This is a genomic window from Arthrobacter sp. H14 (assembly GCF_000520495.1).
In the GTDB taxonomy this organism is placed as follows: Bacteria; Actinomycetota; Actinomycetes; order Actinomycetales; family Micrococcaceae; genus Arthrobacter_C.
The window spans coordinates 128,468-152,613 of record NZ_KI914621.1; the positions used below are offsets into that span (position 1 = coordinate 128,468).

The following is a 24,146-nucleotide window of genomic DNA, read 5'->3' on the forward strand; positions in this document are numbered from 1 at the left end:
TTGATCAGACAGAACAGAGTGATTACCCCGTGCGAACCCAGGATGCGCCCGTAATTGCCGCTTCTGAGGGCGGCAAATCCAGGTGGAGCCGCAAGGCCAAGGCGTATCTGGCATTGACGAAACCCCGGGTTATCGAGCTGCTGCTGGTCACCACCTTACCGACCATGATTTTTGCCCAGCGCGGGTTCCCTGACCTGATGCTGATTCTGGCCACTTTGGTTGGCGGAGCCTTCGCCGCGGGCAGTGCCGGCGCCTTTAATTGTTACATCGACCGCGACATCGACAAGCTGATGCACCGCACCGAGAAGCGGCCGCTGGTGACCGGTGCCGTGAGTCCGCGCGAAGCATTCATCTTCGCCACAGTGCTCGGCGTCGCAGCGATTGCCATCCTCTGGTTTGGGGCCAACCCCCTCGCTGCCTGGCTGGGCATCGCCGCGATCTTCCTTTACGTAGTTGTATATTCGATGATCCTGAAGCGGCGGACCTCGCAGAACATCGTCTGGGGCGGAACCGCCGGTTGCATGCCGGTGCTGATCGGCTGGGCGGCCGCGACCAACGAGTTGGCATGGCCGGCGTTCATCCTGTTCATGATCATTTTCCTCTGGACTCCGCCGCATTACTGGCCGCTGTCCATGCGCTACAGCGACGACTACAACAAGGCACACGTGCCAATGCTTGGGGCGATCGCCGGCGCCAAGGTCGTTTCGGTGCAGATCGTGCTGTATGCCTGGGCCATGGTGGCATGCTCCCTGCTGCTCATCCCCGTGGGTGGGGCAGGCTGGACCTATACGATCGTTGCCGTCCTGAGCGGTTTCTGGTTCCTGTATGAATCGCACCGCCTGCATTTTCATGCCCAGCGCGGCACCACGACAGGCAAGGGCGCCATGAAGGTTTTCCATGGATCAATCAGCTACCTGACGCTGGTGTTCCTTGCCCTCGCCGTCGATCCCTTCATCGGATCCCCGCTCTTCTGACAGCAACCTCCCCAGCTTTCCGACAGCACACCGGTCCGCAGCCTTGTGGACTCTCTTGGTGAACGCCCGCCAGGCACATAGGTTAAGAGGCATGGGCGATGCGAACGTGCAGGATCCGACCGACGGCGGAAGCGGCGGGCTGCTGCGGCAGCTGGCTCAAGCGAACGGCGTAAGTACAACATTCCAGGGCTGGGATGGAACCGGGCAGAATGTCGCCGCACAGACCCTGCGTAAAGTTCTGGCCGCGCTCGGCGTGGCGGCCGAAACAGATGAAGACGTCCACGCCGCCCTGGATGAAGGTGAACTGGCGCCATGGCGGAGGTTGCTGCCTCCCGTCGTCGTCCGTCAGCAGGGACAACCACATCAAGTCGCGGTGCACAAGCCGCGGGGGGCCACCGCGCAGCTGTGGATTGTTGGCGAAGACGGCTCCCGGCACGAGGTTTCCTGGGCCGATGTCCCGGCAGAGCGGCATTCAGTCGATGGGGTCCACATCGAGCGTCACTTGGCGGAGCTGCCGGCCGGTCTGCCACTCGGCTGGCACACCCTGCACGCCCAATGCGGAGCAGAGCAGGCACAGTGCACCCTGGTTATTTCACCACAGCAGTTGACGACGACGGCGCAATTGGCAGGGGAGCGCGGCTGGGGTCTGATGGCGCAACTGTATTCGGTGCGCTCATCACGCTCCTGGGGGGATTGGAGATCTGGCCGACCTGGCCGACCTTGCCGCCATTTCCGGTGCCGGACATGGCGCCGGTTTCGTTCTGGTCAATCCATTGCACGCGGCCGAACCAGCGCCGCCGGTTGAGCCTTCACCGTATCTGCCGACAAGCCGTCGGTTCTTTAACCCGCTGTATATCCGGGTGGAGGACATACCCGAGTACGGATATTTGACGGGCGGTCCGAGGAAGCGGATTGAGGAACTGGCCGGACGACTGCGCGGAGCGAACCAGAACGCGGACATGTTGGACCGGGATTCAACCTATGCTGCAAAGCTCGAGGCGTTGGAGCTCATCTATCAGGTGGGTCGTGGTGCGGCCAGGCAGCAACAGCTCGACGCCTTTTGCACCGGCCAAGGGCAGGGCTTGGAGGATTTCGCGCTGTGGTGCGCCATGACGGAGGAAGCCGGGGCCGGCGCGACGCGTAACGACAACGCGGCGCGTCCGGGCGGCGGCTACGTGCTGGAGCAGCGTGGCCGGTTGGCCGGCAGAATCGACTTTCACAAATGGCTGCAGTGGATCTGCGATCAGCAGCTTGAAACTGTGCAGAGTGCAGCGAAGAAGGCAGGAATGGGCATCGGCGTGATGCACGACCTCGCAGTCGGCGTCCAAAGCCGCGGAGCAGATGCCTGGGTGCTGCAGGATGTCCTTGCTTCCGGTGTCAGTGTGGGCGCGCCACCGGACATGTTCAACCAGCAGGGCCAGGATTGGGCTCAGCCGCCTTGGCATCCCGCCCGCCTCGCTGCCTCCGGGTACGCCGCCTACCGGGACATGCTGCGCACTATCCTCCGCCATGCCGGCGGCATCCGGATCGACCACATTCTCGGCCTTTTCCGGCTCTGGTGGATTCCCGACGGCGCCGCCCCGGGTGAGGGCGCGTACGTTCACTACGATCATGAGGCGCTGATTGGCATTCTCGCACTCGAAGCTCAGCGGGCGGACGCCGTCGTCGTTGGCGAGGATCTGGGCACCTTTGAACCGTGGGTGCAGGATTATCTGGCCGAACGGGGAATTCTGGGTACTTCGATCCTGTGGTTCGAACAGTCCGAGGAAGGTCCGCTGGCCCCTGAGCAGTACCGGCAGGCTTGCCTGACCAGCGTCAACACTCACGACCTGCCCCCGACGGCGGGATATCTGGCGGGTGAACACGTGGATCTGCGTGAGTCTTTGGGGCTCTTGAACCGTCCGGCAGCGGAAGAACGTGCTGACGACGCCGCCACTCAAGAAGCCGTGCTGGCCCTGGCCCGGGAGCGGGGCCTGCTGCCCAAATCCACGCAGTTGCCAACCGCCGACGCTGGTAGTCGCAAAGCCAGCGACGAGGTGCAACGGACGGTGGAGGCACTGTATGCCTTGATCGCCCAGACACCGTCGGCTCTGATTGGCGTGGCCTTAGTCGACGCAGTCGGGGAGCGGCGTACGCAGAACCAGCCGGGAACCAGTGACGAGTATCCGAACTGGCGCATTCCGCTTGCCGGCCCGGACGGACAGGTTGTCCTGATCGACGACCTGCCCCATAATGAGAGGTTCCTGTCTCTGGTTCAGGTCCTGCAGCCGGATCGATGAATCGATTCTCCCGCCGCGCAGGAGGACCGAACCATCAGGACACGTGGTCACGCCAGCTGTGCTCGGGGGCGTAACCGAGGACGCGCCTGGCCTTATCGATCGATAGCAGCGTCTCGTGCTCGCCTACGTCCTTGACGATGTCAACGTCACCGAACACTTCGGCGGCGAGACCGGCACTTGACCGGCTCATCACGGTGTCAGCGGCCGCAATAATGAATCTGTCGAAGCCCGGCTGACCGTTTTTCAGCGAGCGCAGGACCGCCTGCGCCCCGTCCCGGCCGTCGATGTAACCCCACAGATTCCACTTGCGCAACATGGGATCGCTGTCGAATGAAGGAAATTCTGCATAATCTTCCGGATCCATCACATTGGAAAACCGCAGGGCGGTGATGCTCAAGGCGGGATCCCAACGCGTGAACTGGATGGCCATCTGTTCTTCGAGGTGCTTCACCAGCGAGTAGGTGCTCTCGGGGCGGGCGGGGTATTCCTCGTCCACCGGAATGTAGGGCGGGTCGGTGTCGAACGGTAAACCCAGCACCGTTTCACTGGAGGCGTAGACGATTCTCTTAATTCCGGCCCGCCGGGCTGCCTGGAAGACGTGGTAGGTCGACAGCATATTGTTCTGGAACGTGGCGGCGTCGGGAAGTATCGCAGGTGCCGGAATAGCGGCCAAATGCACGACGGCGTCGAATCCGTCATGCAGGTCGTTGATCCCCATCAGGGCGTCCGAGACCTGGCCATAGTCGGTGAATTCCACCCGCGCGAAGCCTGGCCCGCGGTCCCCGGCACGGTCGAGATTGACCACTGAATGCCCTTCATTGCGCAGTCGCTCCACCACGCTCCTGCCGAGCTTGCCGTTTCCACCGGTGACAACAACCTTCATCGAATTCTCCTTCAGCCGAAATTAGGATCACAAACCCCTCCATCAGTACCCGCCCCGGCACGAGCCGTCAATGTGCCGGACCACGCCGGACCTGCTCCGGACCCCGGGAATGGCAGGCGCGGCGCTAGCATGGGCGGATGGACTTCACCGGTGTCATTGCCTATCCCGTCACCCCCTTTACCGCCAGCGGGGAGGTGAACCTCAACGAGTTGCGGCGGATGATCTCGTCCCTGGCAGCATCCAGCGTCGACGCCATCACCGTTCTGGGCAGTTCCGGCAGCTTCGCTTATTTGGACCGTGAGGAGCGGGCCGCCGTCGTCGGGGCAGCAGTTGAGGAGGCCGCAGCGGTGAACCCCGCGCTGCCTGTCTATGCGGGCGTCAGCGCCGTCGCCACCCGCGAAATCCTTGCATCGGCGGCCGACGCCGAGGACGCAGGGGTTGCCGGCCTGGTCGTTTCGGCTGTGTCCTATGTGCCGCTGACCATCGAGGAAGTGGCCACCCAGTCGCGCACTCTCGCAGAGCGGACTGATCTGCCCATCTGCCTGTACAACAATCCCTCCACAACGCAGTTCGACTTTCCGGTTGAGCTCGTGGCCGAGCTCGCTACCGTCGCTAATATCGTGGCGTTGAAAGATCCGGGCACCAGCCGTGAAGCTTACGACGAGCGCCTGGCCGCGCTGCGGGAAGTCACTCCGCGGGAGTTTTCGCTCGGGATGAGCGGCGACACCTCCATCGTGGACAACGCCGTCGCGGCCGATGCCTGGCATTCGGGGCCGGCCGCCCTGCTTCCCGAACAGTATGTGCGGCTCCGGGGCGCCCTGGTCGCGGACGATGCGGCCGGGTTCTCGTCCTGCCGGGAGGTCCTGACGCCGGTGATCCATGCCTTGGCGGCGCAGCGCAAACTGAGCAGCCTGCACTCGCTGGCCCGTGCCTGCGGGTGGGATGCCGGCGATCCGAGGCTGCCACTGCTGCCCGTGCCGGGAAGCCAGCAGCGTGAACTCGCCCGGCTTATCGACCTGCTGGACTGACCTGTTCCGTCCTTTCGGGCCGCGGAATGCCACGGTCGTAGCCCTGGTCGATGGCGTTGGTTGCCGCCGCAACGAGTAAGGATGCGCCGAGCATGTGCAGCGCCACCAAGGCGACGGGAAGCCCGGTGAAGTGCTGGATGTAGCCCACCAGCCCCTGGAGCAGGACGACGACGGCGAGGATCACCATGGCGCGGCGCAGGTGGCGGCTGTGGTGGCGCCGGTAGACGAGCACCAACGCTACGATGGTTGCTGCAACCAGCAGGTACACCGGAAGTACGTGCACGCGGGTCATCAGGTCTGAATTCAGCCCATTGCGCGGTGCATCGGCATCGCCGGCGTGGGGGCCGGACCCGGTAACGATGACGCCGAGCGCAACGGCCAGTCCGGTGAGGATGCCGATGGCGGCGAGCAGTTGGCGGACCGTCTTAGAAGTGGGGGCGCTGGCCGTCGTCGTCGCGCCATGGACCTTCGACGCCGGGGCGTTGACTTTTGATCCGGCGGTGCCGGTGGCAACCGGGTTGCCGCCGTCGTCGGGAAACGGCCGTGCCCGGTTGACCAGGAGCGTGGCCAGCGCGACCAATGCCATCGATACGATGAAATGCCAGCCGACGACCCACGGGTTTAGCTGGGTCAGCACGGTAATGCCGCCGATCAGCGCCTGCGCCGGAATTCCGGCCAGCAGGGCGACGGCCAGGAAGAAAAGGTCCCGGCGGTCACGGCGCATGTTCCAGAGGGCGGCCATCATGGCGAAGGCGATAACGGTCAGGACAAAGGTGAGCATCCGGTTACCGAATTCGATCACACCGTGGATGCCCATCTCTGGTGTATTGACCAACGACTCGGCAGTGCAGCGCGGCCAGGTCGGGCATCCCAGGCCGGAGGCGGTCAGCCGGACGGCGCCGCCGGTCACCACGATCATGATCTGCGACACCAGCGAGGCGATCGCGAGTCCGCGCACAGCCGGCGTAACGGAGCCGGGGAGTTTAGAGCTCCAGCGTCGCACTCCTTGTTGCCGGGTTTGCACTGTCGGATCAGGTGTCATAGGTCAGCTCCATTTAAACCATCGGGAGGCGGCCAAGCCGGCCACTGCCGTCCAGCCGGCCAGCACCAGGAGGGCGAAGAAATTGAAGTCTCCGGCCAGCATGGCGTCGCGCAGAGCGTCGCCCAGGGCGCCGGAGGGAAGTACTTGTACGACGGCGGCCAACTCACCGGGCAGCGCGGCCGCCGGAATGACGATGCCTCCGCCGGCAGCCAGCAGAATCCACAGCAGGTTGGTGATGGCCAGGGTCGCTTCGGGACGGACCGTACCGGCCACCAGCAGGCCCAGCGCGGTGAAGGCGGCGGCGCCGAGTACCAGCATCAGCAGCGCGGCCGGAATTCCAGCCGGCTCCGGCCGCCAGCCCAAAAACGCAGCCACCGTGCCGATCACCAGCACCTGCAGGGCGAGCACCGCGATCACGGCTGCCGCCTTGCCGGCGATGAGTCCGGTACGGCCCAGGGGAGTGGTGGACAGGAAGCGAAGCACGCCGTAACGGCGGTCGAATCCGGTGGCAATCCCTTGGCCGGTGAATGCCGTCGACATGGCACACAGCGCCAGGACCCCCGGGGTGGCAATGTTGATCCGGCTGTCTCCAGCCCCTTCCAGCACCAAAGAATCCAGCAGCGGAGTAACAACCAGGCCGATAAGCGCCAGCAGCGGCAGGACGATGGCCAGAATCAGTTGTTCGCCATTGCGGAGCATCGACATCGTTTCGTAGCCGCTCTGCAGGGCGACGCGTTTCGCGAGTGAAGCCGGTGCGCTCATCGTCGTTCCTTTCCGGAGACCTCGAGAAAGACGTCTTCCAGGCTCCGCGGTGATAGCTGCAGCGCGGTCGGCATTACCCCGGCGGCGTCCCAAGCCGTGGCCAGCGCAGCTAGATCCGCAGCCGTCACGGGTCCGGTAACGGTGTAGCTGCCCGGGCGGGTCTCGATGGCGGACAGTCCGCTGGGAACCATGGTTTCCAGGTCCAGTCCCGGCGTCGCTTCGAAGGTCAGGACCCGCCCGGTTCCAGCCGAGCGCTTCGAGTTAATTAATTCAGGTACGGTGCCCTCGGTCACTGTCCTGCCGGCGTCGATAATGTAGACGTAGTCGGCCAGCCGTTGGGCGTCGTCGAGCAAATGCGTGGTGAGGACGATTCCCAGTCCTTCATCGCGGAGTTCGCGGACCAGGTCGAAGACGATCACCCGTGACTGCGGGTCGAGGCCGGCGCTGGGCTCATCCAGGAACAGCACCTCGGGATTACCCACCAACGACGCCGCCATCGCCAGCCGCTGCTTCTGGCCGCCGGAAAGCCGGCGGATCGAGGTGCCGGCGAATGAATCGATACCCAGCCGCTCGACCAGGCCATCAACGCTGCGCGGATTCCGGTACATCCCGGCCACATGGCGCAGCAAGGGGATGGGACGGGCCGACGGCGGCAGACCGCCGTCCTGCAGCATCACACCCACGCGGGCGCGCAAGGAGGGTGTGGGACGGCCGGGGTCCCCGTCCAGCAGCCGGATGGTGCCGCCGTCGCGCTTGAGCAGACCTTGGGCACACTCTATGGTGGTGGTTTTGCCAGCACCATTGGCGCCGAGCAAGGCGGTGACCTGACCGCGGAACGCTTTGAGGTTGATCCCATCCAGGACGCGCACCATTTTTCCTTCAAGTGCGGGCACCGGGCCGAAGTCCTTAATCAGCCCATCGATCTGCAGGCAGGGGGAGTCGGAGCGGAGCACCCGACCATTCTACGTGACGTAGTATCTCCGCGCCCGCGCCATTCTGCGGCACTGTGCGAAGGCTCACCTTACTGGAACGGGGGACTAAATTACGTCATGATTGTGTTGTGTATTCCGTGAGCCATTCTTCATCCGGGCCCGTCGGGTCCGAGGAAACCGAAGAACGCACCAGGGACAAGGTCCTCGGTGCGGTGCTCGAACACGGCCCGGTGAGCGCGGCCGTACTGGGTGAAATTCTCGGATTCACCCCCGCCGCAGTGCGCAGGCATCTGGATGCGTTGTCACGGGACGGCCTCATCGAGGTCAAACTCGTAAGCAAGGCTACTGGAGCAGGCCGGCCCTCGCGGCGTTATGTTCTGACCAAGCGTGGACAACAGCATCTCGGCAATGATTATCTCGACATTGCACGCGACGCGTTGACGCAGTTGACCCGGATTGCCGGACCAGCCGCCGTCGAGGATTTTGCCCGGCGGCGTTACGCTGAAATGGAAGAGCGCTACCGGCCAATCGTCGATGCGGCCGGCAGCGGGGTTGAAGCCCGTACGCGGGCACTTGCCGAAGCTCTGTCGCAGGACCGCTACTCGGCGTCGTCGACCACCGTCCCGGCTCCGAAGGGAAGCGGAACACGCGAAGGTCTAGGCAGTGTGCAGCTGTGCCAGGGCCATTGCCCGGTTCAGGATCTGGCCGCCGAATTCCCCATTTTCTGTGAAACGGAAACCCAAGTTTTTGCCCGTCTGATTGGAGTCGATGTGCGGCGTTTGTCCACATTGGCCAGTGGCGGACATGTTTGTACGACCCACGTTCCAACGGGTCGGGCAAGTACCAATCCAGCGCAGTAAGCGTTGGCCAACCCCCAAAAAGGAAGGCCGTGATGACGGAACAAACAGTCCGCGACACTGATATTCCGAATCCAGTCATTAGCGACATTCTGGAGAAGAACCCGGAGCTTGAGGGCATCGGCAGCTACGAGTACGGCTGGGCCGACTCTGACGTGGCCGGCGCCACCGCGCGCCGTGGCCTGAGCGAGGAAGTCGTCCGCGACATCTCCGCGAAGAAGGACGAGCCCGAGTGGATGCTCAACATGCGGCTCAAGGGCCTGAAGTACTTCGACCGCAAGCCGATGCCGACGTGGGGCGCAGACCTCTCCGGCATCGACTTCGACAACATCAAGTATTTCGTCCGGTCAACCGAGAAGCAGGCGCAGACCTGGGATGATCTCCCGGAAGACATTAAGAACACCTATGAAAAGCTGGGCATCCCCGAAGCGGAGCGCAGCCGGTTGGTCTCAGGTGTTGCTGCCCAGTACGAGTCCGAGGTTGTCTACCACCAGCTCCGCGAAGATCTGGAAGCCCAGGGTGTCATCTTCCTGGACACCGATACCGCGCTACGCGAGCACCCGGAGATCTTCCAGGAATACTTCGGCACCATCATCCCCGTCGGCGACAACAAATTCGCTTCACTGAACTCGGCCGTATGGTCGGGCGGTTCATTCGTCTACGTCCCCAAGGGCGTGCACGTGGAGATTCCGCTGCAGGCCTACTTCCGGATCAACACCGAGAACATGGGCCAGTTCGAGCGCACGCTGATCATTGCCGATGAGGACTCCTACGTCCACTACATCGAGGGTTGCACGGCTCCGATCTACACCTCGGACTCACTGCACTCAGCCGTTGTGGAGATCATCTGCAAGAAGGGCTCCCGCGTCCGTTACACGACCATCCAGAACTGGTCGAACAACGTGTACAACCTGGTGACCAAGCGTGCGATCGCCGAAGAAGGCGCCACCATGGAGTGGATCGACGGCAACATCGGTTCCAAGGTCACCATGAAGTACCCGGCCGTCTACCTGGTCGGCGAGCACGCCAAGGGCGAGACGCTCTCGGTTGCCTTTGCCGGCGAGGGCCAGCACCAGGACACCGGATCCAAGATGGTCCACATCGCCCCGAACACGAAGTCCTCCATCATCTCCAAGTCGGTGGCACGCGGCGGTGGCCGTGCGGCCTACCGCGGACTGGTGCAGGTACGTGAAGGTGCCGAGCATTCCGCCAACACCGTCCGCTGCGACGCCCTGCTGGTGGATACGATTTCGCGTTCGGATACTTACCCCTACGTCGACATCCGCGAGGACGACGTCACGATGGGCCACGAGGCAACTGTCTCCCGCGTCAGCGAAGAGCAGCTGTTCTACCTGCAGTCCCGCGGCATGCCCGAGGACGAGGCCATGGCCATGATCGTGCGCGGCTTCATCGAGCCCATCGCCCGCGAACTGCCGATGGAATACGCCCTCGAGCTGAACCGCCTCATTGAACTCCAGATGGAAGGAGCCGTCGGTTAATGACTAACGACACAGCGCAACCCGTAACAAACGAAAAAGCACGCATCGGAGCGCCCGGTCAAGCCATCGTCGGCATGAATGAGGAAGGTGAAAACCTCTCCACGGACAACGTCAGCACCGAGCAGCACGGCGCCAAAGCCCATTCACATGGCGGCGGAGCCGGCGTCTCGGACAGCTCACGCGCCGGACGGCTGACCTCCTACAACCTGTCCGACTTCCCGGCCCTTACCGGCCGCGAAGAGGATTGGCGCTTCACCCCACTGAACCGGCTTGCCGGTCTTCACACCGACGAACTGACCGGCCCGGCGCCGACGGTTCAGGTTGAGAAGCCGGACGCTGTCCGCGTGGAGACCGTGGGACGCGACGACGCCCGCATCGGCGTTGCCGCCATCCCCGACGACCGGGTATCGGCATCAGCCTGGGCCTCCTTCAAGGAAGCCACGGTGGTGACCATCCCGTCCGAGTTGGAAGTGGACTCGGAAATCACCGTGACACTGACCGGCGCAGGGATGGATCCGGCAGCCTCGCACGTACTGATCCAGGCTGAAAAGTTCTCCAGGTCAGTCGTCGTCCTTGACCACCGCGGTTCCGCCGTCGTGGCCGAGAACGTGGAAATGGACATCCAGGATGGCGCCCAGCTGACCGTGGTCAGCATTCAGGACTGGGACGACGAAACCGTCCACGCCAGTGCCCAGCAGGCGAAGATCGGGCGCGACGCCAAGCTCAAGCACGTCATCGTCAGCCTCGGCGGCGACGTGGTGCGGGTGACGCCGTCGTCCCGTTTTGCGGGCCCGGGCGGGGACGTGGAGATGTTCGGTCTCTACTTTGCCGACGCCGGCCAGCATTTTGAGCAACGGTTGTTCGTGGACCATGCGGTTCCGAACTGCAAGTCGCGCGTTTCCTACAAGGGTGCGCTGCAGGGCCAGGATGCCCGCACCGTATGGGTCGGCGATGTGCTGATCCGCAAGGAAGCCGAAGGCACGGACACCTACGAAGTGAACCGCAACTTGGTGCTTTCCGACGGCGCACGCGCGGACTCGGTTCCCAACCTGGAGATCGAAACCGGACTGATCGAAGGTGCCGGCCACGCCAGCACCACCGGCCGGTTCGACGACGAGCAGCTTTTCTACCTGCAGTCCCGGGGAATCCCCGAGGACGTCGCCCGTCGTCTGGTGGTCCGAGGCTTCCTGAACGAAATCATCCAGCAGATCCGCGTTCCAGCTCTGGAGGAACGGCTTCAGGCCGCCGTCGAGCGTGAACTCGAGGCGGGGGATTACTGATGCCGGCAGGGCAGTTGGTCTGCAAGGAACAGGATCTGCAGGTCAATGCCGCACTGCGGGTGTTGGTGCACGGTTACCCGGTGGTTGTCGTCCGTGATTCAGACGGCGAAGTCCACGCCTTGGGCGATACCTGCTCGCATGCGGATATCTCGCTTGCTGAGGGCGACGTCGAAGACTGCGCAATCGAGTGCTGGGGGCACGGCAGCCAGTTCGACCTGCGCACCGGCGAGCCGCTGAGCCCGCCGGCCTTCGAACCCGTTCCGGTGTTCGCGCTGGCCATTGACGATTCAAACGTATTCGTGGACGTCACCACGGTGATCAACGGGGCGAAGGCCCCCGACGAAGCTTTACTAAAGAAAGCCGCTGCTAAAAGCGCGAAGGAGAACTAAGAGCAATGTCTACTCTTGAGATTCGGGACCTGCACGTCAGTATTGAGACGGAGCAGGGAACCAAGCAGATCCTCAAAGGTGTGAACCTCACCGTGAACACCGGCGAGACACACGCCATCATGGGCCCCAACGGCTCCGGCAAGTCCACCCTGGCATCGACCATCGCCGGGCACCCGCGGTACAACGTGGACAGCGGTTCCATCACCCTTGACGGTGACGATGTGCTGGCCATGACCGTTGACCAGCGTGCCCGCGCTGGACTCTTCCTGGCCATGCAGTACCCGGTCGAGGTCCCCGGCGTGACCATGACCAACTTCCTGCGCACCGCCAAGACCGCGATCGACGGCGAAGCACCCAAACTGCGGACCTGGACCAAGGACGTCAAGGCGGCCATGGCCCAACTGCGGATCGAAGAGGACTTCGCCTCGCGTAACGTCAACGAAGGCTTCTCCGGCGGCGAGAAGAAGCGGATTGAGATCCTTCAGATGGAACTCTTCAAGCCCCGCTTCGCTATCCTCGATGAGACGGACTCCGGCCTCGACGTCGACGCGCTCAAGGTTGTCTCCGAGGGCGTCAACCGCGCCCAGGGGGCAGGCAACATGGGTACCCTTCTCATCACCCACTACACGCGGATCCTGCGCTACATCAAGCCGGACTTCGTCCACGTCTTCATCGACGGCCGTGTTGCCGAAGAGGGTGGCCCTGAGCTGGCCGACCGGCTGGAAGACGAAGGCTACGACCGGTTTGATGCGTCCGACGCTGTCACCGCGTAGCATTTAGATACTTACAACCCCCGGAACCAGGAGGGCGAAAATGGCTGAAGTACAAGCAGCACAGACCAGCCTTGAGGACGTCGAAGAGGCGCTCAAAGATGTGATTGACCCCGAGTTGGGCGTCAACGTCGTCGACCTTGGCCTGATCTACGGCATCACATATGCCGAAGATGGCGCCTTGCTGATCGACATGACCCTGACGACCGCGGCCTGCCCGCTGCAGGACGTCCTGGAAGAGCAGATCGCCCAGTGCCTTGACGGCGTCGTCGATGAATGGCGCCTGAACTGGGTCTGGATGCCGCCGTGGGGTCCGGAACGGATCACCGAGGACGGCCGCGACCAGATGCGTGCCCTCGGGTTCAACATCTAGTTGCACCCTTTGCAGGGCTGAAGGCCGGTGTTTTTTGAACACCGGCCTTCAGCATTTAAGCAGTTAGGATTCCGGCTTGGCACCTGCATCTGCGGTTTGCTTGGGGTGCTTCTCTCCGAGCCCCCGGGCCGAAAGCGCCTCACCGGTCTGCCGTGCGTAGGCGACGGCGTTGATGATCACCGGCATCAGCAGGGCACGTGGACTGCGCTCCAGGCCGCGGGCTTTGGCTGCATCGCGCACGTCCACTGCCGAGCCGAGCAGGTAGGGGATACTGCGCACCATCAGTGACAGCGTCAGGCCGAACCGCTCGGGGTCGGCCCCCAGGAACCGGAAGGGCTTGGCTGCGGAGACCATGCCATCGAGCAGCCGCTGGCCGGTGGTGGTCAGTGTCAGCAGCCGGGCAGCCAGTACGCAGGTCAGGATGTCCAGTACGACGACGGCGGCCACCTCCAGCCCGTTCGCCCACCACTGGAACGCGCCGAGCACCAGCAAAACCGGTGCCATAGCCCGGAACGGGCGCAATACAGTACCGGCGCCAAGGCCGGCGAGGAGCCCCGCCGCGAGCACCAGTGCGAGGACGACGAGGGTCACTTCCAGTTGCCGCAGTCCCAGCACAAGGGCCGACAACACTACGACGGCGGTGAACTTCAGCCACAACGGTGCCCGGTGCAGAAGCGACTGACCCGGTACATAAGCACCGAGCAGGTGGGCATGGCCGCGCATTAGTGTTGCACTCCGCCGGACGCCAGCTTCCGGTAGAAGCCGATGGCCGCCTCCGGGCCGCCGTCGTAGGCCACCTTTCCGTCGTCGATGACCAGTATCCGGTCGGCTCTGGCGGCGAGGTCAAGGTCGTGTGTGGAGAAAATCAGTTGCTGCGGCAGTTCCTCCAGAAGCCTGCCGATTCGGATTCCATTGCGCAGATCCAACAGCGTCGTCGGCTCGTCGGCCACCAGGATCTCCGGAGACACGGCCAGGACGGTGGCCAGCGCCAAGAGCTGGCGTTCACCGCCCGAGAGGTCATAGATACTCTGGTCGGCAAGCTCCAGCAGGCCGAAATCCGCCAGCACCCGTTCCGCAGCAGCGTGACGGCTGGACCTGTCCCGAACGCCGGCCCGCAGCGACAGCTCTACGTCCTCCCGGCCTGTCGGCATCACCAGCTGGGACAAGGGATCAGTGAAGACGAATCCCACCCGGCGGCGTACCTTGGAGCCCTGGCTCCGCGTGCTCAGCCCATTGACTGTCACTTCGCCGCGGCTCGGGACGATCAGCCCATTGATCAGTCTGAGCAGAGTGGACTTGCCGGACCCGTTGGCGCCGATGACGGCGATCCGCGGCTCGTTCAGCCGGAGATCGATGCCGGAGAGCAGTTGCTTCCGGTCCTGCCCTGGGACGGGGACGGAAACCGAAACGCCGTCGAAGGAAACCAGGCTCACGCGCCGGTACGGTCCAACAACCGGGGGAATGCCCTGTAGACGGTCAGGACCATCGCCGCTGCGACCAGGTTCTTGATGACATCTCCGGGCAGGAACACAATGTCGGCCAGGACAGCGGTGCGAAGATCCAGGTTCAGGTTAACCATCATCCCCGCGATACCCAGTGGGTGGATGACCAGGAGGGAAGCGGTCATGCAGGCCAGGAAGACCAGTAGATAGCGCATCCGCCGCGCCCGCTTTAGAACTGCTCCCGCGAGCCAGCCTGCCACCGCGGCGGCCAGCGGGAAGGCGATCAGGTACCCGGCCGAGGGACCTGCCAGCACACCCAACCCGCCGCTGAAGCCGGCGAAGATTGGCAGACCGGCGAGTCCGGCAGCCAGGTAGAGCCCGATGGCGGCAGCGCCGCGGCCCGGGCCGAGGATCACACCGGTGAGCATTACGGCCAGCGTTTGCAGGGTGATCGGCACACCTACTGCCCCGATCGGTACGGCAGGCATTAAGGCGAATGCAGCCGTCAGGGCGGCGAAAACCGCAATCAGCGACAGATCTGTGGCATTCCATGAGCGACTGCCGTGCTGAACCGGATGATTGGCACCATCGTGAACGGATTGAGTCCGGCTGCTGTGAATGGGGTTTGGCATGGGTGTTCCTTGCTGTTCGACGCTGTAGTGATCCGACAATGTCTAACCGTGTCCCTAAAGAGAATAGCGTCGCCACGCGAGGTTGCAATTGTAGAAGTACTACAAAGTCATCTGCGTCGGTTCCACGGGGGCCCCTTCATACTATGTTTGCTGGTTAAACTCATCCCGGTAGAATGGAAAGGTTGCTCATGGCCCTGAACAAGGGACTCAACGCCCGATATTGTCTGTGAAAGGCCCCTTTGTGATTACCGTCTCCAACCTCGAGCTGCGCGCCGGCGCACGATTGCTGATGGACGGGGTGTCATTCCGCATCGACAAAGGGGACAAGATTGGCCTGGTCGGCCGCAACGGCGCCGGTAAAACCACCCTGACCCGCGTGCTCGCCGGGGAGAGTGTTCCCGCCGCTGGCAATGTCTCCGGTTCCGGCGAGATCGGCTACCTGCCACAGGACCCGCGCACCGGAAATCTTGAGCAGCTGGCCCGTGACCGGATCCTTTCCGCCCGGGACCTCGACGTCGTCACCCGGAAACTGCGCCAAACCGAGGCGGAAATGGCCAGCGACGATCCCGCCGTCCGGGACAAAGCGATGGGCCGGTACGACCGGATCGAAAGCCAGTTCCTCAGCAGTGGGGGATATGCCGCCGAGGCTGAGGCCGGAGCCATTGCTTCCAATCTTTCACTGCCCGAGCGGATCCTGGAACAGCCGCTGAAAACCCTGTCCGGTGGTCAACGACGCCGTGTGGAACTCGCGCGCATCCTGTTCTCCGGTGCCGACACCATGCTTCTCGATGAGCCGACCAACCACCTGGACGCGGACTCCATCGTCTGGCTGCGTGACTTCCTCAAGGCTCACCAGGGTGGTCTGATCGTGATCAGCCACGATGTTGAACTGATGGAAAGCACCGTCAACAAGGTGTTCTACCTCGACGCGAACCGCTCCGTGATCGATATCTACAACATGAACTGGAAGCGTTACCAGCTCCAGCGCGAGACCGATGAACGGGCCCGACGGCGGGAACGGGCCAATGCGGAGAAGAAGGCCGGCGTCCTGATGGACCAGGCGAACAAGATGCGTGCAAAAGCCTCCAAGGCCACCGCGGCGCAGAATATGGCCAAGCGCGCCGAACGGCTGCTCAGCGGACTCGACGACGTTCGGGCGCAGGATCGAGTGGCCGCGCTGCGCTTCCCCGACCCATCGCCCTGCGGCAAGACCCCGCTCACCGCGGAGGGCCTGAGCAAATCCTACGGCTCACTGGAAATTTTTACCGATGTCACCCTCGCCGTTGACCGCGGTTCGAAGGTCGTCATACTCGGACTCAACGGCGCGGGCAAAACCACTCTGCTGCGGATGCTCGGCGGGGTCGAGGATCCGGATACCGGTGAGGTTGTTCCCGGCCATGGCCTGAAGATCGGATACTACGCTCAGGAGCATGAGACGCTGGACACCGGCCGCACTGTATTGGAAAACATGCGCTCGGCCGCACCGGATTTGAAGGATGCCGAGGTGCGTAATGTGCTCGGATCATTCCTCTTCTCCGGCGATGACGTGGACAAACTCGCAGGGGTGCTCTCCGGTGGGGAGAAAACCCGGCTGGCGCTGGCCACGATCGTGGCATCCTCGGCCAATGTGCTGCTGCTGGATGAGCCGACCAACAACCTGGACCCGGCAAGCCGGCAGGAAATACTGGGGGCACTGCGCAATTACTCCGGCGCCGTCGTCCTGGTCTCGCACGATGAGGGTGCCGTTGAGGCGCTGAACCCGGAACGGGTGGTGCTGCTGCCGGACGGCATCGAGGACCACTGGAATGCCGAGTACCAGGACCTTGTCAGCCTGGCGTAGGAGCCGCGGCCACGACGACGGCGGTCAGTGGTACCCCTGCGCGTCGAGCAGGGCGTCCTCTTCCTGTTCGGCGGTGGGTTTCCGGTTCTCCCGGGCTCCGCGGCCGTTCCGGTCACTGAGCGGCACATCGACCATCGTCTCCTGGCGGGCGGCGTACCCGTAGCCAACAAACAGCAGCGCACCAAAGGCGAACCACTGCATCGAGTAGGACAAGTGCGGCCCGGTGTCGATATCGGGCTTGCCCAGCGCCACAGGCGTCCTCGCGGCAGCCGGGTCCTCGCTTGCCATCAGCCCGTAGGCGTCTGTGTAGACGGGATAGTCCAGGATCCCGGTGAACTTATCGAGGTTGATGGAGGCGAGCTGCCCCTTGGGTGCACCACGGTCGAGTTGCGGTTCCGCCGGTTTCAGCCGCGCCGTGACCTCCACAGTGCCCTCTGCGGGCTGCGGCACGACGTCGGGCCGGCCGGCGGTATCATTTCCGATCGGCAGCCAGCCGCGGTTGATAATGACGGTGGAACCGTTCTCCAGGCGCAACGGCACCAGCACCTCATAGCCGGGGCGGCCATTCAGCGGCCGGTTGCGCACCACTCGTTGGTTCTCGGTGTCGTACGTTCCCTCAAGGGTTACCGGTGTCCATTCCCGTGCCGGATCAAATTCCTTGAAGTATTGGCGGGCCTGCGCGAAGTCCAAGGGCTCAGCGTCGTAATTACCTTCGATCTTCTCGACCTCGGCCACAGCCTCATTCCGCCGGTCCATTTGCCACATGCCCAGGGCCACACAGGCCAGCGAGAGGATGATGACAAGTGCGAACCACCCCAACCATTTGGGGGTGAAGAGGAATCGGTACACGTCGTGAGCTACCCTTCCTCATGCTTCAAAGGCAGGGTTTCTTTCCAAAGGCCGCGCAACTGCAGGTAGTCCTGGAGCCAGTCGACATGTTCGTCGCAGGCCACCCAGATTTTCCGCCGGTCGGGAGTGTGGATTTTGGGATTGTTCCACAGCAGCTGCCAGCCAGCCGTGTTGCGGCAGGCCTTGCGGGAGCAGGTCGTCCGTTCCGGCCCCTGCGTCTGGGGGCCGCCGGAGAGCGAGTCGAGAAAGCTCATAATGTGTGGCGGTGCTCCTGCCCGTCGTGCTGTTCCGTATGCTCTGGTTCTATCCAAGGTGGTTCTGGTGCTGCTTCTTCTGCTTCTTCTTCTTCCGGGGCGGGCGGCACGTCGTCGTCGACAACTTCGCCTTCCACCACGCCGTCCGTGTCCTCTCCGCTGTCACGGTCGCTGCTGGACGACGCGTCGCCCGCGGCGTCCGTACTGCCAGCCTCCAGTTCGCGCGCCGGCGGCGCCTCCAGCAGAGAATCGCTGTGCTGCAGCTTGCTGGTGTCACTGCCGCCGTTGGCAATGATGACAGCGAAGTAGGGCAGGAGAACCGCGCCGGCGATAAACGCCCACTGCAACCAACCACTGGTAAAGAACACCAGGATCAGGCATACCACGCGGATACCCATGGAGACCGAGTACTTGATCATCCGCGTGCGCATCTCGTCTGTGTGGGGCACCCGTGCATCGGTGATGCTGTGAACGTCGGGATCTCGTTCAGTCTTACCGTGTGGTCTTCTGCTCATCACGCTCCAAAGGGGGACCTTCCAATTCTCTCACTGCCGGCGTCGTAGTTAAAGTCGACGGCGTCCGGCGGCTAGGATCTTGGGGATAACCCACGAAGTCAATCCCGGAGGTATGGAATGCAGGATGGTCAGCAGGAAAGCGGAAACACCGGACGGAGCGTCTTGGTCACCGGGGGGAACCGTGGGATCGGTCTGGCGATTGCCAAGGCGTTCGCGGAGGCCGGGGACAGGGTTGCCATCACTTACCGCAGCGGAGACGTTCCCGAGGGCTTCCTCGGCGTCAAGGCCGACGTGACCGACGCTGCCTCGGTCGACGCCGCGTTCACCGAGGTTGAGCAGGCGCACGGGCCGGTCGAGGTGCTGGTGGCCAATGCAGGCATCACCAAGGACACCTTGTTGCTGCGGATGAGCGAAGACGACTTCTCCAGCGTGGTGGATACTAACCTCACCGGCGCCTTCCGCGTGATTAAGCGCGCCAGCAAGGGTATGATCCGGCTTCGCAAGGGCCGCGTGGTGCTGATTTCCTCGGTCGTCGGCCTCTATGGTTCGCCCGGCCAGATCAACTATGCCGCCTCGAAATCCGGCATGATCGGCATGGCCCGCTCGCTGACCAGGGAATTGGGATCACGCAATATCACAGCCAACGTGGTTGCTCCTGGGTTCATCAACACCGAAATGACGGCGGCACTGCCCGAAGACACGCAGAAGACCTACCTCTCCTCGATCCCGGCCGGACGCTTCGCCGAAACGGAAGAAGTCGCCAAGGTAGTCCGATGGGTCGCAAGCGACGAGGCAGCCTACATCTCCGGTGCGGTCATCCCGGTCGACGGTGGACTCGGGATGGGTCACTAAGAGTTTGTGCGTTTCCTACAACGTATTCCGGCCGCAAGGGCTGGCATGATGGTTGGCAGACTCAGACGGTTGACGGATATCTACAAGAAGGGCTTTTATGGGCAAGCTTGATGGCAAGACAGCAGTTGTGACCGGTTCCTCGCGCGGGATCGGTGCCGAGGTGGCAACCCTGCTGGCAGGTGAGGGTGCCGCCGTCGTCGTCAATTACCGGCAAAAGGCTCCGCGGGCCAACAAAGTTGTGGCTGCTGTTGAAGAAGCCGGTGGCAAGGCTGTCGCTGTCGGTGCGGATCTGACGCAAGCCGAGGGTGTCGACTCCCTGATCGGTGCAGCGCTGGAGAACTTTGGCGGCCTGGATGTCCTGGTATTGAATGCCTCCGGCGGGATGGAAACCGGTATGGGGGAGGACTACGCGCTCAAGCTCAACCGTGACGCGCAGGTCAACACCCTCAACGCCGCCATCGAGCATATGCCCGCCGGCTCGCGCGTGGTCTTCGTGACCAGCCACCAGGCACACTTCATCAACACCGTTCCCACCATGCCTGAATACGAGCCGGTGGCCAGGAGCAAGCGTGCCGGCGAGGACGCATTGCGTGAACTCGTTCCCGCCTTGGAGGAAAAGGGCATCTCGTTCATCGTCGTCTCCGGCGACATGATCGAGGGGACCGTCACCTCGCGGCTGCTTGACCGCTCAAGCCCCGGCGCAATCGAAGCACGGCGCCAGGAGGCGGGCCGGCTGTACTCGGTCGAGGAGTTCGCCGCCGAGGTTGCCAAAGCCGTCACGATGGAAGCCGAAACGGGCCATACCGAATACGTTGGGGGAGCGGACTACTTCGCGAAATAGAGGAGGGCCTTGGCCCGTCCCATTTTGGGGCGTTCAGTCTGTCTTGCCGAGGCCGCCCCAGATGACGGCGCACACTCCGAACAACATCCCGTGCCGCTGGTTTCCCCGCCAGTTCAAGGTGACAGAATTGCCGCTCTTCTCGATGACGGTGGCTGTCCACCGGCGGAACAGCCGCCCGGGCTCCAGCAGACTTGCACGACTGAGGGAGGAGTAGGGCAACCATCTCCCCGCATGTCGCTCGGCGAGTTCGACGGCGCGATCAAACGTAACCGCGGCGCGCTGAAAGCGTGGGTTCTCGCTGTCATCCAAGGGACCGTGCGGGATGGTGCCGGCGGGCAGGATGAGGATGCCGTTCCGGTTGACCCATATTTGGACTCTCCGGCCATCGCTGGTCGCGTCCCCGGTGACCAGCAGACACACGTCATCCTCTTCGGGAAGCCCCTCCGCCGGAGCCAACGGAGTTGCATGAGCAGCGGGATTTGTGTCGGCCGGGGCTACGGCGTCTCCTCCGGCCGAGGCTCCCGGCTGATCCTTAGCATGCGGGTCATGGGCTCTCCTGTTGGCAGCAGCGACGGCCTGCATAACGGCTGCGCGCAGTCCATCCGCACACAATCGGGGCCCCTCAACGACAACCACTTCACGGTCGAGCTGGACAACCGAGCGGACACCGACCTGCTCTCCCAAGAAGTCCGCCAGGTCGTCGTGATCGGGGCGAACGAGCAGCTTGACCTCATCGTCCCATGTCACCAGCCAGCCGTGCTTGTCGATCTCAGGGTCGTCCTCGGCCTCAACGGAGATCCAATCCGCCAACTCGGCCGGCCGAACCGGTCTGTCCTCCTCGGCGATGCACGGCACCAGAAGTCCAAGACGCTCAACGACATCAGCGGTGTGAAGAGTACAGTTACGCCTCCTCAGTAGATGTTGCACCATTATTCCCATTACCCCCATGTGGTTACTGAGCTGAAATTGCCGCAGCTGGCGGCGGCAGGGCCGCAGAGTCGGCCTGAGTGCTCTCAGAGTACCGGCGCTTTGATCCACCGACTGGATTATCATGGTCCGATTGGCGTGGTGCGGTGCCTACCGGGCGTAGTCGACCCCGGCAATTGCCGCCGCGACATCGAGCTGCGGGATGTTGATCTCTGCGTCGGCGGCCTTCCGGAGAGCTGGTTTGGCGTTGTAGGCAATACCAAACCCGGAAACCGCCAGCATATCCAGGTCGTTCGCACCGTCCCCGATGGCTATGGTGTGTTCCAGCGGAACATCCGACTGCCGTGCCCAACGCCGCAGTGCTTCGGCCTTGGCTACGCGGTCCGTGACGGCGCCGAGGACCTTTCCGGTCAGCTTGCCGCCGTCGACCTCCAGCAGGTTCGCCTGCGCGAAGTCCAGACCCAGCTCCTCCGCCAGCGGATCGAGGATTTGGCTGAAGCCTCCGGAGACGACGGCGACGACGTGCCCGCCCGCCGCGAAGGACGCGATCAGCCTCCTGGCCCCGGGGGAGAGCCGGACTGCGGCCCGCACTTCGTCGACAACTGTCGCCGGCAGGCCCTCCAGTGTGGCAACCCGCGCATGCAGGCTGGCGGCGAAATCGAGCTCGCCGCGCATCGCGGCCTCCGTCACCGCAGCGACCTCCTCCTCAACACCGGCATGGGCGGCGAGGAGTTCGATGACTTCCTGCTGAATGAGTGTGGAATCCACGTCCATAATTAACAGCTTTCGCTTTGCTTCCCTCAGGGAACGGGGAACGACGGCGGTGTACGTGTTGACCGCGGATGTTCCGTTTGCTCCGGCGGGAACCACGGCGTCCGCCAGCGCGCGGCGCAGAACTGCCGGGCCGCCGTCGTACTCAATCTCCAAGGTCCGCACAACATAGTCCCCGCGGTCCGCCAGGCTTTCCGTCAACAACCGTGCGCCAGCGGAGCCTAGTGCGAGGTCGACGGAACCGAGAAACTCCGCCGGAAGGGCTTCGCCATAGCTTACGGCGCTGAACAGTTCACTCATACGTGTGCCGGGTCCGATCTTGATTGAGGCAGCATCCAATCGCCGCGCAGGGGAATCTCCATGCTATCGGCGTAGCGTTTAGCCAATCCAACCGCTTTTAGCCTAGTGTCTAGTCCTATGAGTGACGTTCTCGAATTGGCTTCTGTCAGCGTAATACGCGGCGGCAAGGCGCTTCTGGACAGTATTGACTGGCAGGTCAAAGAAGGTGAACGTTGGGTTGTCCTCGGCCCCAACGGCGCTGGCAAAACGACCCTCCTGCAGATTGCCGGCGCACGCATGCACCCCACGAAAGGCGTCGCCGGAATCCTCGAGGAAGTCCTCGGCGCGGTGGACGTTTTTGAGCTGCGGCCCCGGATCGGACTCGCTTCCGCGGCGCTCGCCACACAGATTCCCGGGCATGAAACGGTCCTCAACGTCATCGTCACTGCCGCCTACGGCGTGACCGGACGCTGGCGCGAGGACTATGACCGGATGGACGAGGGGCGTGCCCGTCAACTGGCTGAAGACTGGGGCGTCTCAGATCTGGCAAACCGCACCTTCGCTTCCCTGAGCGAGGGCGAACGCAAGCGGGTGCAGATTGCCCGGGCGCTGATGACCGACCCCGAACTGCTGCTGCTTGACGAGCCGGCGGCCGGCCTGGATCTGGGCGGACGCGAAGACCTGCTCCAGCGGCTGAGCGCCCTCGCTGGCGATGACGAATCACCCGCCATTGTGCTGGTGACGCATCACCTTGAGGAAGTTCCCGCCGGTTTCACCCACGCGATGCTCCTGCGTGAAGGCGGCGTCGTCGCTGCGGGACCGTTGCACGACGTGCTGACCAGCGAGCACCTCAGCACCACCTTCGGGCTGGAGCTGGACGTTCACGTCGATGCCGGCCGCTTCACTGCTACGGCAGCGTCGCGGACAGGTGCTGCCGGCAGTGGGTCCGCTCGGGCCGCACTGTTGTAGCGCGGATTCGGATATACCAAATCTATGGAAATTCTGAGCGATTTCTTTGTCCTGATCACAAATTTGTGGGAAGTTTTCACCGGCCTCATCGACGCCTACGACATTGACTTCCTACGCACGGGAATTATCCTCCTTGCCGGCCTCTGGGCAGGCACCATCAACGCGATCGTCGGCTCAGGAACGCTGGTCTCATTCCCGGTCCTGGTTGCGCTTGGCTATGCCCCCGTCGTGGCTACGATCAGCAACGCCATGGGACAGATAGCGGGCCATGCCACGGCCGCCTATGGTTACCGACGCGAACTTAAGGGCCTCGGCCGGACACTGGCAAAACTCCTTCCAGCCTCCGTGCTTGGCGGCATCACTGGCGCGGCGCTGCTGCTTAATCTGCCGGACTACGTTTTTGCAATCGTCGCCCCGATCCTGATTGTGGTGTCGCTCGGATTCGTTGTTTTCCAGCCAAAGCTGCAACGCTGGGTCCGGCGGCGTGCCGAGCGAAAAGCCGCTGCTTCGCCGTCGGAACCTTCCACCGGCAAGCACCCTTTCGCGTTGATATTGCTCATTTATTTTGCCGGCGTCTACGGCGGCTACTTTGTTGCAGCCCAGGGCATACTTGTGGTTGGGATTCTAGGTATTTTCCTCGCCGGAACCATGCAGAACGCCAACGCCATGAAGAATGTCCTGGTCCTGTCGGTGAACATGATCGCGGCGGTCTCCTACATGATTTTCGCCTTCGAGCGCATCGACTGGGTGGTGGTCCTGCTGATTGCTGTCAGTTCAATGATCGGCGGTTATACGGGAGCCAAAGTCGGACGGCGGCTTTCGCCGGTGTTACTGCGCTCGGTTATCGTCGTCCTCGGCCTCGTCGCACTCGGTGTAATGATCGCCAACCTCATCAACGGCTAACCTG

27 protein-coding genes are annotated in these 24,146 nt (G+C 63.2%); 15 read left to right on the plus strand and 12 right to left on the minus strand.

Features of this window, described 5'->3' with window-relative positions; all coding sequences use genetic code 11:
• Nucleotides 1-29 precede the first annotated feature (29 nt).
• From Y707_RS0102880 to malQ, 3 genes are all read left to right on the plus strand, one after another.
• Nucleotides 30-974, plus strand: a complete 945-nt coding sequence (locus Y707_RS0102880; RefSeq protein WP_026533961.1) for a heme o synthase — start codon at nucleotides 30-32, stop codon at nucleotides 972-974.
• 91 nt (nucleotides 975-1,065) lie between these two features.
• Nucleotides 1,066-1,779 carry a hypothetical protein gene (locus Y707_RS33210; protein WP_333782831.1) on the plus strand — a complete coding sequence of 238 codons (714 nt, stop codon included), beginning with the start codon at nucleotides 1,066-1,068 and terminating at the stop codon, nucleotides 1,777-1,779.
• Nucleotides 1,703-3,253: a 4-alpha-glucanotransferase gene (gene malQ, locus Y707_RS23015; protein ID WP_333782832.1), complete on the plus strand. Its 1,551-nt coding sequence runs from the start codon at nucleotides 1,703-1,705 to the stop codon at nucleotides 3,251-3,253. The genes Y707_RS33210 and malQ overlap by 77 nt, the downstream gene beginning before the upstream one ends.
• A 34-nt stretch (nucleotides 3,254-3,287) precedes the next feature.
• Here the strand turns inward: malQ and Y707_RS0102890 are convergent, their stop codons facing one another.
• Nucleotides 3,288-4,136: an NAD-dependent epimerase/dehydratase family protein gene (locus Y707_RS0102890; protein ID WP_026533962.1), complete on the minus strand. Its 849-nt coding sequence runs from the start codon at nucleotides 4,134-4,136 to the stop codon at nucleotides 3,288-3,290.
• Between the two features lie 137 nt (nucleotides 4,137-4,273).
• Between Y707_RS0102890 and Y707_RS0102895 the strand changes: the two genes are divergently transcribed.
• Entirely contained in the window at nucleotides 4,274-5,164 is an 891-nt protein-coding gene (locus Y707_RS0102895; protein WP_026533963.1) for a dihydrodipicolinate synthase family protein, read from the plus strand.
• Here the strand turns inward: Y707_RS0102895 and Y707_RS23020 are convergent.
• Genes Y707_RS23020 through Y707_RS0102910 form a run of 3 tightly spaced genes read right to left on the minus strand, consistent with a single transcriptional unit; the run spans nucleotide 5,145 to nucleotide 7,921 of the window.
• The gene (locus Y707_RS23020; protein ID WP_081744573.1) at nucleotides 5,145-6,206 is read right to left on the minus strand and encodes a COX15/CtaA family protein; all 1,062 of its coding nucleotides are present in this window, start codon (nucleotides 6,204-6,206) and stop codon (nucleotides 5,145-5,147) included. The two genes, Y707_RS0102895 and Y707_RS23020, sit on opposite strands and share 20 nt — an antisense overlap.
• A gap of 3 nt (nucleotides 6,207-6,209) precedes the next feature.
• Nucleotides 6,210-6,968: an ABC transporter permease gene (locus Y707_RS0102905; RefSeq protein ID WP_026533964.1), complete on the minus strand. Its 759-nt coding sequence runs from the start codon at nucleotides 6,966-6,968 to the stop codon at nucleotides 6,210-6,212.
• The gene (locus Y707_RS0102910; protein ID WP_026533965.1) at nucleotides 6,965-7,921 is read right to left on the minus strand and encodes an ABC transporter ATP-binding protein; all 957 of its coding nucleotides are present in this window, start codon (nucleotides 7,919-7,921) and stop codon (nucleotides 6,965-6,967) included. The genes Y707_RS0102905 and Y707_RS0102910 overlap by 4 nt, the downstream gene beginning before the upstream one ends.
• Nucleotides 7,922-8,028: 107 nt before the next feature.
• Here Y707_RS0102910 and Y707_RS23025 point away from each other — a divergent pair, with 107 nt between their 5' ends.
• Genes Y707_RS23025 through Y707_RS0102940 form a run of 6 tightly spaced genes read left to right on the plus strand, consistent with a single transcriptional unit; the run spans nucleotide 8,029 to nucleotide 13,068 of the window.
• The gene (locus Y707_RS23025) at nucleotides 8,029-8,760 is read left to right on the plus strand and encodes a helix-turn-helix transcriptional regulator (protein ID WP_051441579.1); all 732 of its coding nucleotides are present in this window, start codon (nucleotides 8,029-8,031) and stop codon (nucleotides 8,758-8,760) included.
• 32 nt (nucleotides 8,761-8,792) lie between these two features.
• Nucleotides 8,793-10,256, plus strand: a complete 1,464-nt coding sequence (gene sufB / locus Y707_RS0102920) for a Fe-S cluster assembly protein SufB (RefSeq protein WP_026533966.1) — start codon at nucleotides 8,793-8,795, stop codon at nucleotides 10,254-10,256.
• Nucleotides 10,256-11,536 (plus strand): Fe-S cluster assembly protein SufD, encoded by a 1,281-nt coding sequence (gene sufD / locus Y707_RS0102925; RefSeq protein WP_026533967.1) that lies wholly within the window; start codon nucleotides 10,256-10,258, stop codon nucleotides 11,534-11,536. Before sufB ends, sufD begins: the two co-directional genes overlap by 1 nt.
• Complete coding sequence (locus Y707_RS23030; RefSeq protein ID WP_051441580.1) at nucleotides 11,536-11,925, plus strand: non-heme iron oxygenase ferredoxin subunit; 390 nt, start codon at nucleotides 11,536-11,538, stop codon at nucleotides 11,923-11,925. The genes sufD and Y707_RS23030 overlap by 1 nt, the downstream gene beginning before the upstream one ends.
• Before the next feature lie 5 nt (nucleotides 11,926-11,930).
• Nucleotides 11,931-12,698 carry a Fe-S cluster assembly ATPase SufC gene (sufC, locus tag Y707_RS0102935; RefSeq protein WP_026533968.1) on the plus strand — a complete coding sequence of 256 codons (768 nt, stop codon included), beginning with the start codon at nucleotides 11,931-11,933 and terminating at the stop codon, nucleotides 12,696-12,698.
• A gap of 40 nt (nucleotides 12,699-12,738) precedes the next feature.
• Complete coding sequence (locus Y707_RS0102940; RefSeq protein WP_026533969.1) at nucleotides 12,739-13,068, plus strand: metal-sulfur cluster assembly factor; 330 nt, start codon at nucleotides 12,739-12,741, stop codon at nucleotides 13,066-13,068.
• 63 nt (nucleotides 13,069-13,131) lie between these two features.
• On the opposite strand, the gene Y707_RS0102945 is transcribed toward Y707_RS0102940, so the two are convergent.
• From Y707_RS0102945 to Y707_RS23035, 3 genes are read right to left on the minus strand one after another with little or no spacing between them, the layout of a single operon-like run.
• Nucleotides 13,132-13,791: an energy-coupling factor transporter transmembrane component T family protein gene (locus tag Y707_RS0102945; protein ID WP_026533970.1), complete on the minus strand. Its 660-nt coding sequence runs from the start codon at nucleotides 13,789-13,791 to the stop codon at nucleotides 13,132-13,134.
• On the minus strand, nucleotides 13,791-14,501 hold the full coding sequence (locus Y707_RS0102950) for an energy-coupling factor ABC transporter ATP-binding protein (RefSeq protein ID WP_026533971.1): 711 nt from the start codon (nucleotides 14,499-14,501) through the stop codon (nucleotides 13,791-13,793). Before Y707_RS0102950 ends, Y707_RS0102945 begins: the two co-directional genes overlap by 1 nt.
• Nucleotides 14,498-15,142: a biotin transporter BioY gene (locus tag Y707_RS23035; RefSeq protein ID WP_081744574.1), complete on the minus strand. Its 645-nt coding sequence runs from the start codon at nucleotides 15,140-15,142 to the stop codon at nucleotides 14,498-14,500. Before Y707_RS23035 ends, Y707_RS0102950 begins: the two co-directional genes overlap by 4 nt.
• A gap of 241 nt (nucleotides 15,143-15,383) precedes the next feature.
• Between Y707_RS23035 and Y707_RS0102960 the strand changes: the two genes are divergently transcribed.
• The gene (locus tag Y707_RS0102960) at nucleotides 15,384-16,982 is read left to right on the plus strand and encodes an ABC-F family ATP-binding cassette domain-containing protein (protein WP_026533972.1); all 1,599 of its coding nucleotides are present in this window, start codon (nucleotides 15,384-15,386) and stop codon (nucleotides 16,980-16,982) included.
• 24 nt (nucleotides 16,983-17,006) lie between these two features.
• Here Y707_RS0102960 and Y707_RS0102965 read toward each other — a convergent pair whose 3' ends face one another.
• The 3 genes from Y707_RS0102965 to Y707_RS23045 are packed head-to-tail and all read right to left on the minus strand — an operon-like array spanning nucleotide 17,007 to nucleotide 18,600.
• Nucleotides 17,007-17,831 (minus strand): SURF1 family cytochrome oxidase biogenesis protein, encoded by an 825-nt coding sequence (locus tag Y707_RS0102965; protein ID WP_026533973.1) that lies wholly within the window; start codon nucleotides 17,829-17,831, stop codon nucleotides 17,007-17,009.
• 8 nt (nucleotides 17,832-17,839) lie between these two features.
• Nucleotides 17,840-18,085 (minus strand): hypothetical protein, encoded by a 246-nt coding sequence (locus tag Y707_RS23040; protein ID WP_035780056.1) that lies wholly within the window; start codon nucleotides 18,083-18,085, stop codon nucleotides 17,840-17,842.
• Nucleotides 18,082-18,600 (minus strand): DUF3099 domain-containing protein, encoded by a 519-nt coding sequence (locus Y707_RS23045; RefSeq protein WP_081744575.1) that lies wholly within the window; start codon nucleotides 18,598-18,600, stop codon nucleotides 18,082-18,084. Before Y707_RS23045 ends, Y707_RS23040 begins: the two co-directional genes overlap by 4 nt.
• A 117-nt stretch (nucleotides 18,601-18,717) precedes the next feature.
• Here Y707_RS23045 and Y707_RS0102980 point away from each other — a divergent pair, with 117 nt between their 5' ends.
• Nucleotides 18,718-19,452, plus strand: coding sequence for a beta-ketoacyl-ACP reductase (locus Y707_RS0102980; RefSeq protein ID WP_026533974.1), 735 nt, complete (start codon nucleotides 18,718-18,720; stop codon nucleotides 19,450-19,452).
• 97 nt (nucleotides 19,453-19,549) lie between these two features.
• A complete protein-coding gene (locus Y707_RS0102985) occupies nucleotides 19,550-20,293 on the plus strand; it encodes an SDR family oxidoreductase (protein WP_026533975.1) in 744 nt (247 codons plus the stop codon).
• A 33-nt stretch (nucleotides 20,294-20,326) separates the two neighbouring features.
• Here the strand turns inward: Y707_RS0102985 and Y707_RS0102990 are convergent, their stop codons facing one another.
• Nucleotides 20,327-21,148, minus strand: a complete 822-nt coding sequence (locus tag Y707_RS0102990; RefSeq protein WP_155852652.1) for a hypothetical protein — start codon at nucleotides 21,146-21,148, stop codon at nucleotides 20,327-20,329.
• A gap of 222 nt (nucleotides 21,149-21,370) precedes the next feature.
• Entirely contained in the window at nucleotides 21,371-22,291 is a 921-nt protein-coding gene (serB, locus tag Y707_RS0102995) for a phosphoserine phosphatase SerB (RefSeq protein ID WP_026533977.1), read from the minus strand.
• A 117-nt stretch (nucleotides 22,292-22,408) separates the two neighbouring features.
• On the opposite strand from serB, the gene Y707_RS23050 reads away from it, so the two are divergent.
• On the plus strand, nucleotides 22,409-23,239 hold the full coding sequence (locus Y707_RS23050; protein ID WP_051441581.1) for an ABC transporter ATP-binding protein: 831 nt from the start codon (nucleotides 22,409-22,411) through the stop codon (nucleotides 23,237-23,239).
• A gap of 24 nt (nucleotides 23,240-23,263) precedes the next feature.
• The gene (locus Y707_RS0103005) at nucleotides 23,264-24,142 is read left to right on the plus strand and encodes a sulfite exporter TauE/SafE family protein (protein ID WP_442853272.1); all 879 of its coding nucleotides are present in this window, start codon (nucleotides 23,264-23,266) and stop codon (nucleotides 24,140-24,142) included.
• Nucleotides 24,143-24,146 lie beyond the last annotated feature (4 nt).

What these genes read in the sequence shown, in the direction of transcription:
- Y707_RS23030 (WP_051441580.1), top strand. Translation starts at nt 11,536, where the DNA reads ATGCCGGCAGGGCAGTTGGTCTGCAAGGAACAGGATCTGCAGGTCAAT.
- sufB (WP_026533966.1), top strand. Translation starts at nt 8,793, where the DNA reads ATGACGGAACAAACAGTCCGCGACACTGATATTCCGAATCCAGTCATT.
- Y707_RS33210 (WP_333782831.1), top strand. Translation starts at nt 1,066, where the DNA reads ATGGGCGATGCGAACGTGCAGGATCCGACCGACGGCGGAAGCGGCGGG.
- Y707_RS0102985 (WP_026533975.1), top strand. Translation starts at nt 19,550, where the DNA reads ATGGGCAAGCTTGATGGCAAGACAGCAGTTGTGACCGGTTCCTCGCGC.
- Y707_RS23020 (WP_081744573.1), bottom strand. Translation starts at nt 6,206, where the DNA reads ATGACACCTGATCCGACAGTGCAAACCCGGCAACAAGGAGTGCGACGC.
- serB (WP_026533977.1), bottom strand. Translation starts at nt 22,291, where the DNA reads ATGAGTGAACTGTTCAGCGCCGTAAGCTATGGCGAAGCCCTTCCGGCG.
- sufD (WP_026533967.1), top strand. Translation starts at nt 10,256, where the DNA reads ATGACTAACGACACAGCGCAACCCGTAACAAACGAAAAAGCACGCATC.
- Y707_RS23035 (WP_081744574.1), bottom strand. Translation starts at nt 15,142, where the DNA reads ATGCCAAACCCCATTCACAGCAGCCGGACTCAATCCGTTCACGATGGT.
- Y707_RS23040 (WP_035780056.1), bottom strand. Translation starts at nt 18,085, where the DNA reads ATGAGCTTTCTCGACTCGCTCTCCGGCGGCCCCCAGACGCAGGGGCCG.
- Y707_RS0102895 (WP_026533963.1), top strand. Translation starts at nt 4,274, where the DNA reads ATGGACTTCACCGGTGTCATTGCCTATCCCGTCACCCCCTTTACCGCC.
- Y707_RS0102905 (WP_026533964.1), bottom strand. Translation starts at nt 6,968, where the DNA reads ATGAGCGCACCGGCTTCACTCGCGAAACGCGTCGCCCTGCAGAGCGGC.
- Y707_RS0102980 (WP_026533974.1), top strand. Translation starts at nt 18,718, where the DNA reads ATGCAGGATGGTCAGCAGGAAAGCGGAAACACCGGACGGAGCGTCTTG.
- Y707_RS0103005 (WP_442853272.1), top strand. Translation starts at nt 23,264, where the DNA reads ATGGAAATTCTGAGCGATTTCTTTGTCCTGATCACAAATTTGTGGGAA.
- Y707_RS0102945 (WP_026533970.1), bottom strand. Translation starts at nt 13,791, where the DNA reads ATGCGCGGCCATGCCCACCTGCTCGGTGCTTATGTACCGGGTCAGTCG.
- Y707_RS23050 (WP_051441581.1), top strand. Translation starts at nt 22,409, where the DNA reads ATGAGTGACGTTCTCGAATTGGCTTCTGTCAGCGTAATACGCGGCGGC.
- Y707_RS0102890 (WP_026533962.1), bottom strand. Translation starts at nt 4,136, where the DNA reads ATGAAGGTTGTTGTCACCGGTGGAAACGGCAAGCTCGGCAGGAGCGTG.
- Y707_RS23045 (WP_081744575.1), bottom strand. Translation starts at nt 18,600, where the DNA reads ATGAGCAGAAGACCACACGGTAAGACTGAACGAGATCCCGACGTTCAC.
- Y707_RS0102940 (WP_026533969.1), top strand. Translation starts at nt 12,739, where the DNA reads ATGGCTGAAGTACAAGCAGCACAGACCAGCCTTGAGGACGTCGAAGAG.
- sufC (WP_026533968.1), top strand. Translation starts at nt 11,931, where the DNA reads ATGTCTACTCTTGAGATTCGGGACCTGCACGTCAGTATTGAGACGGAG.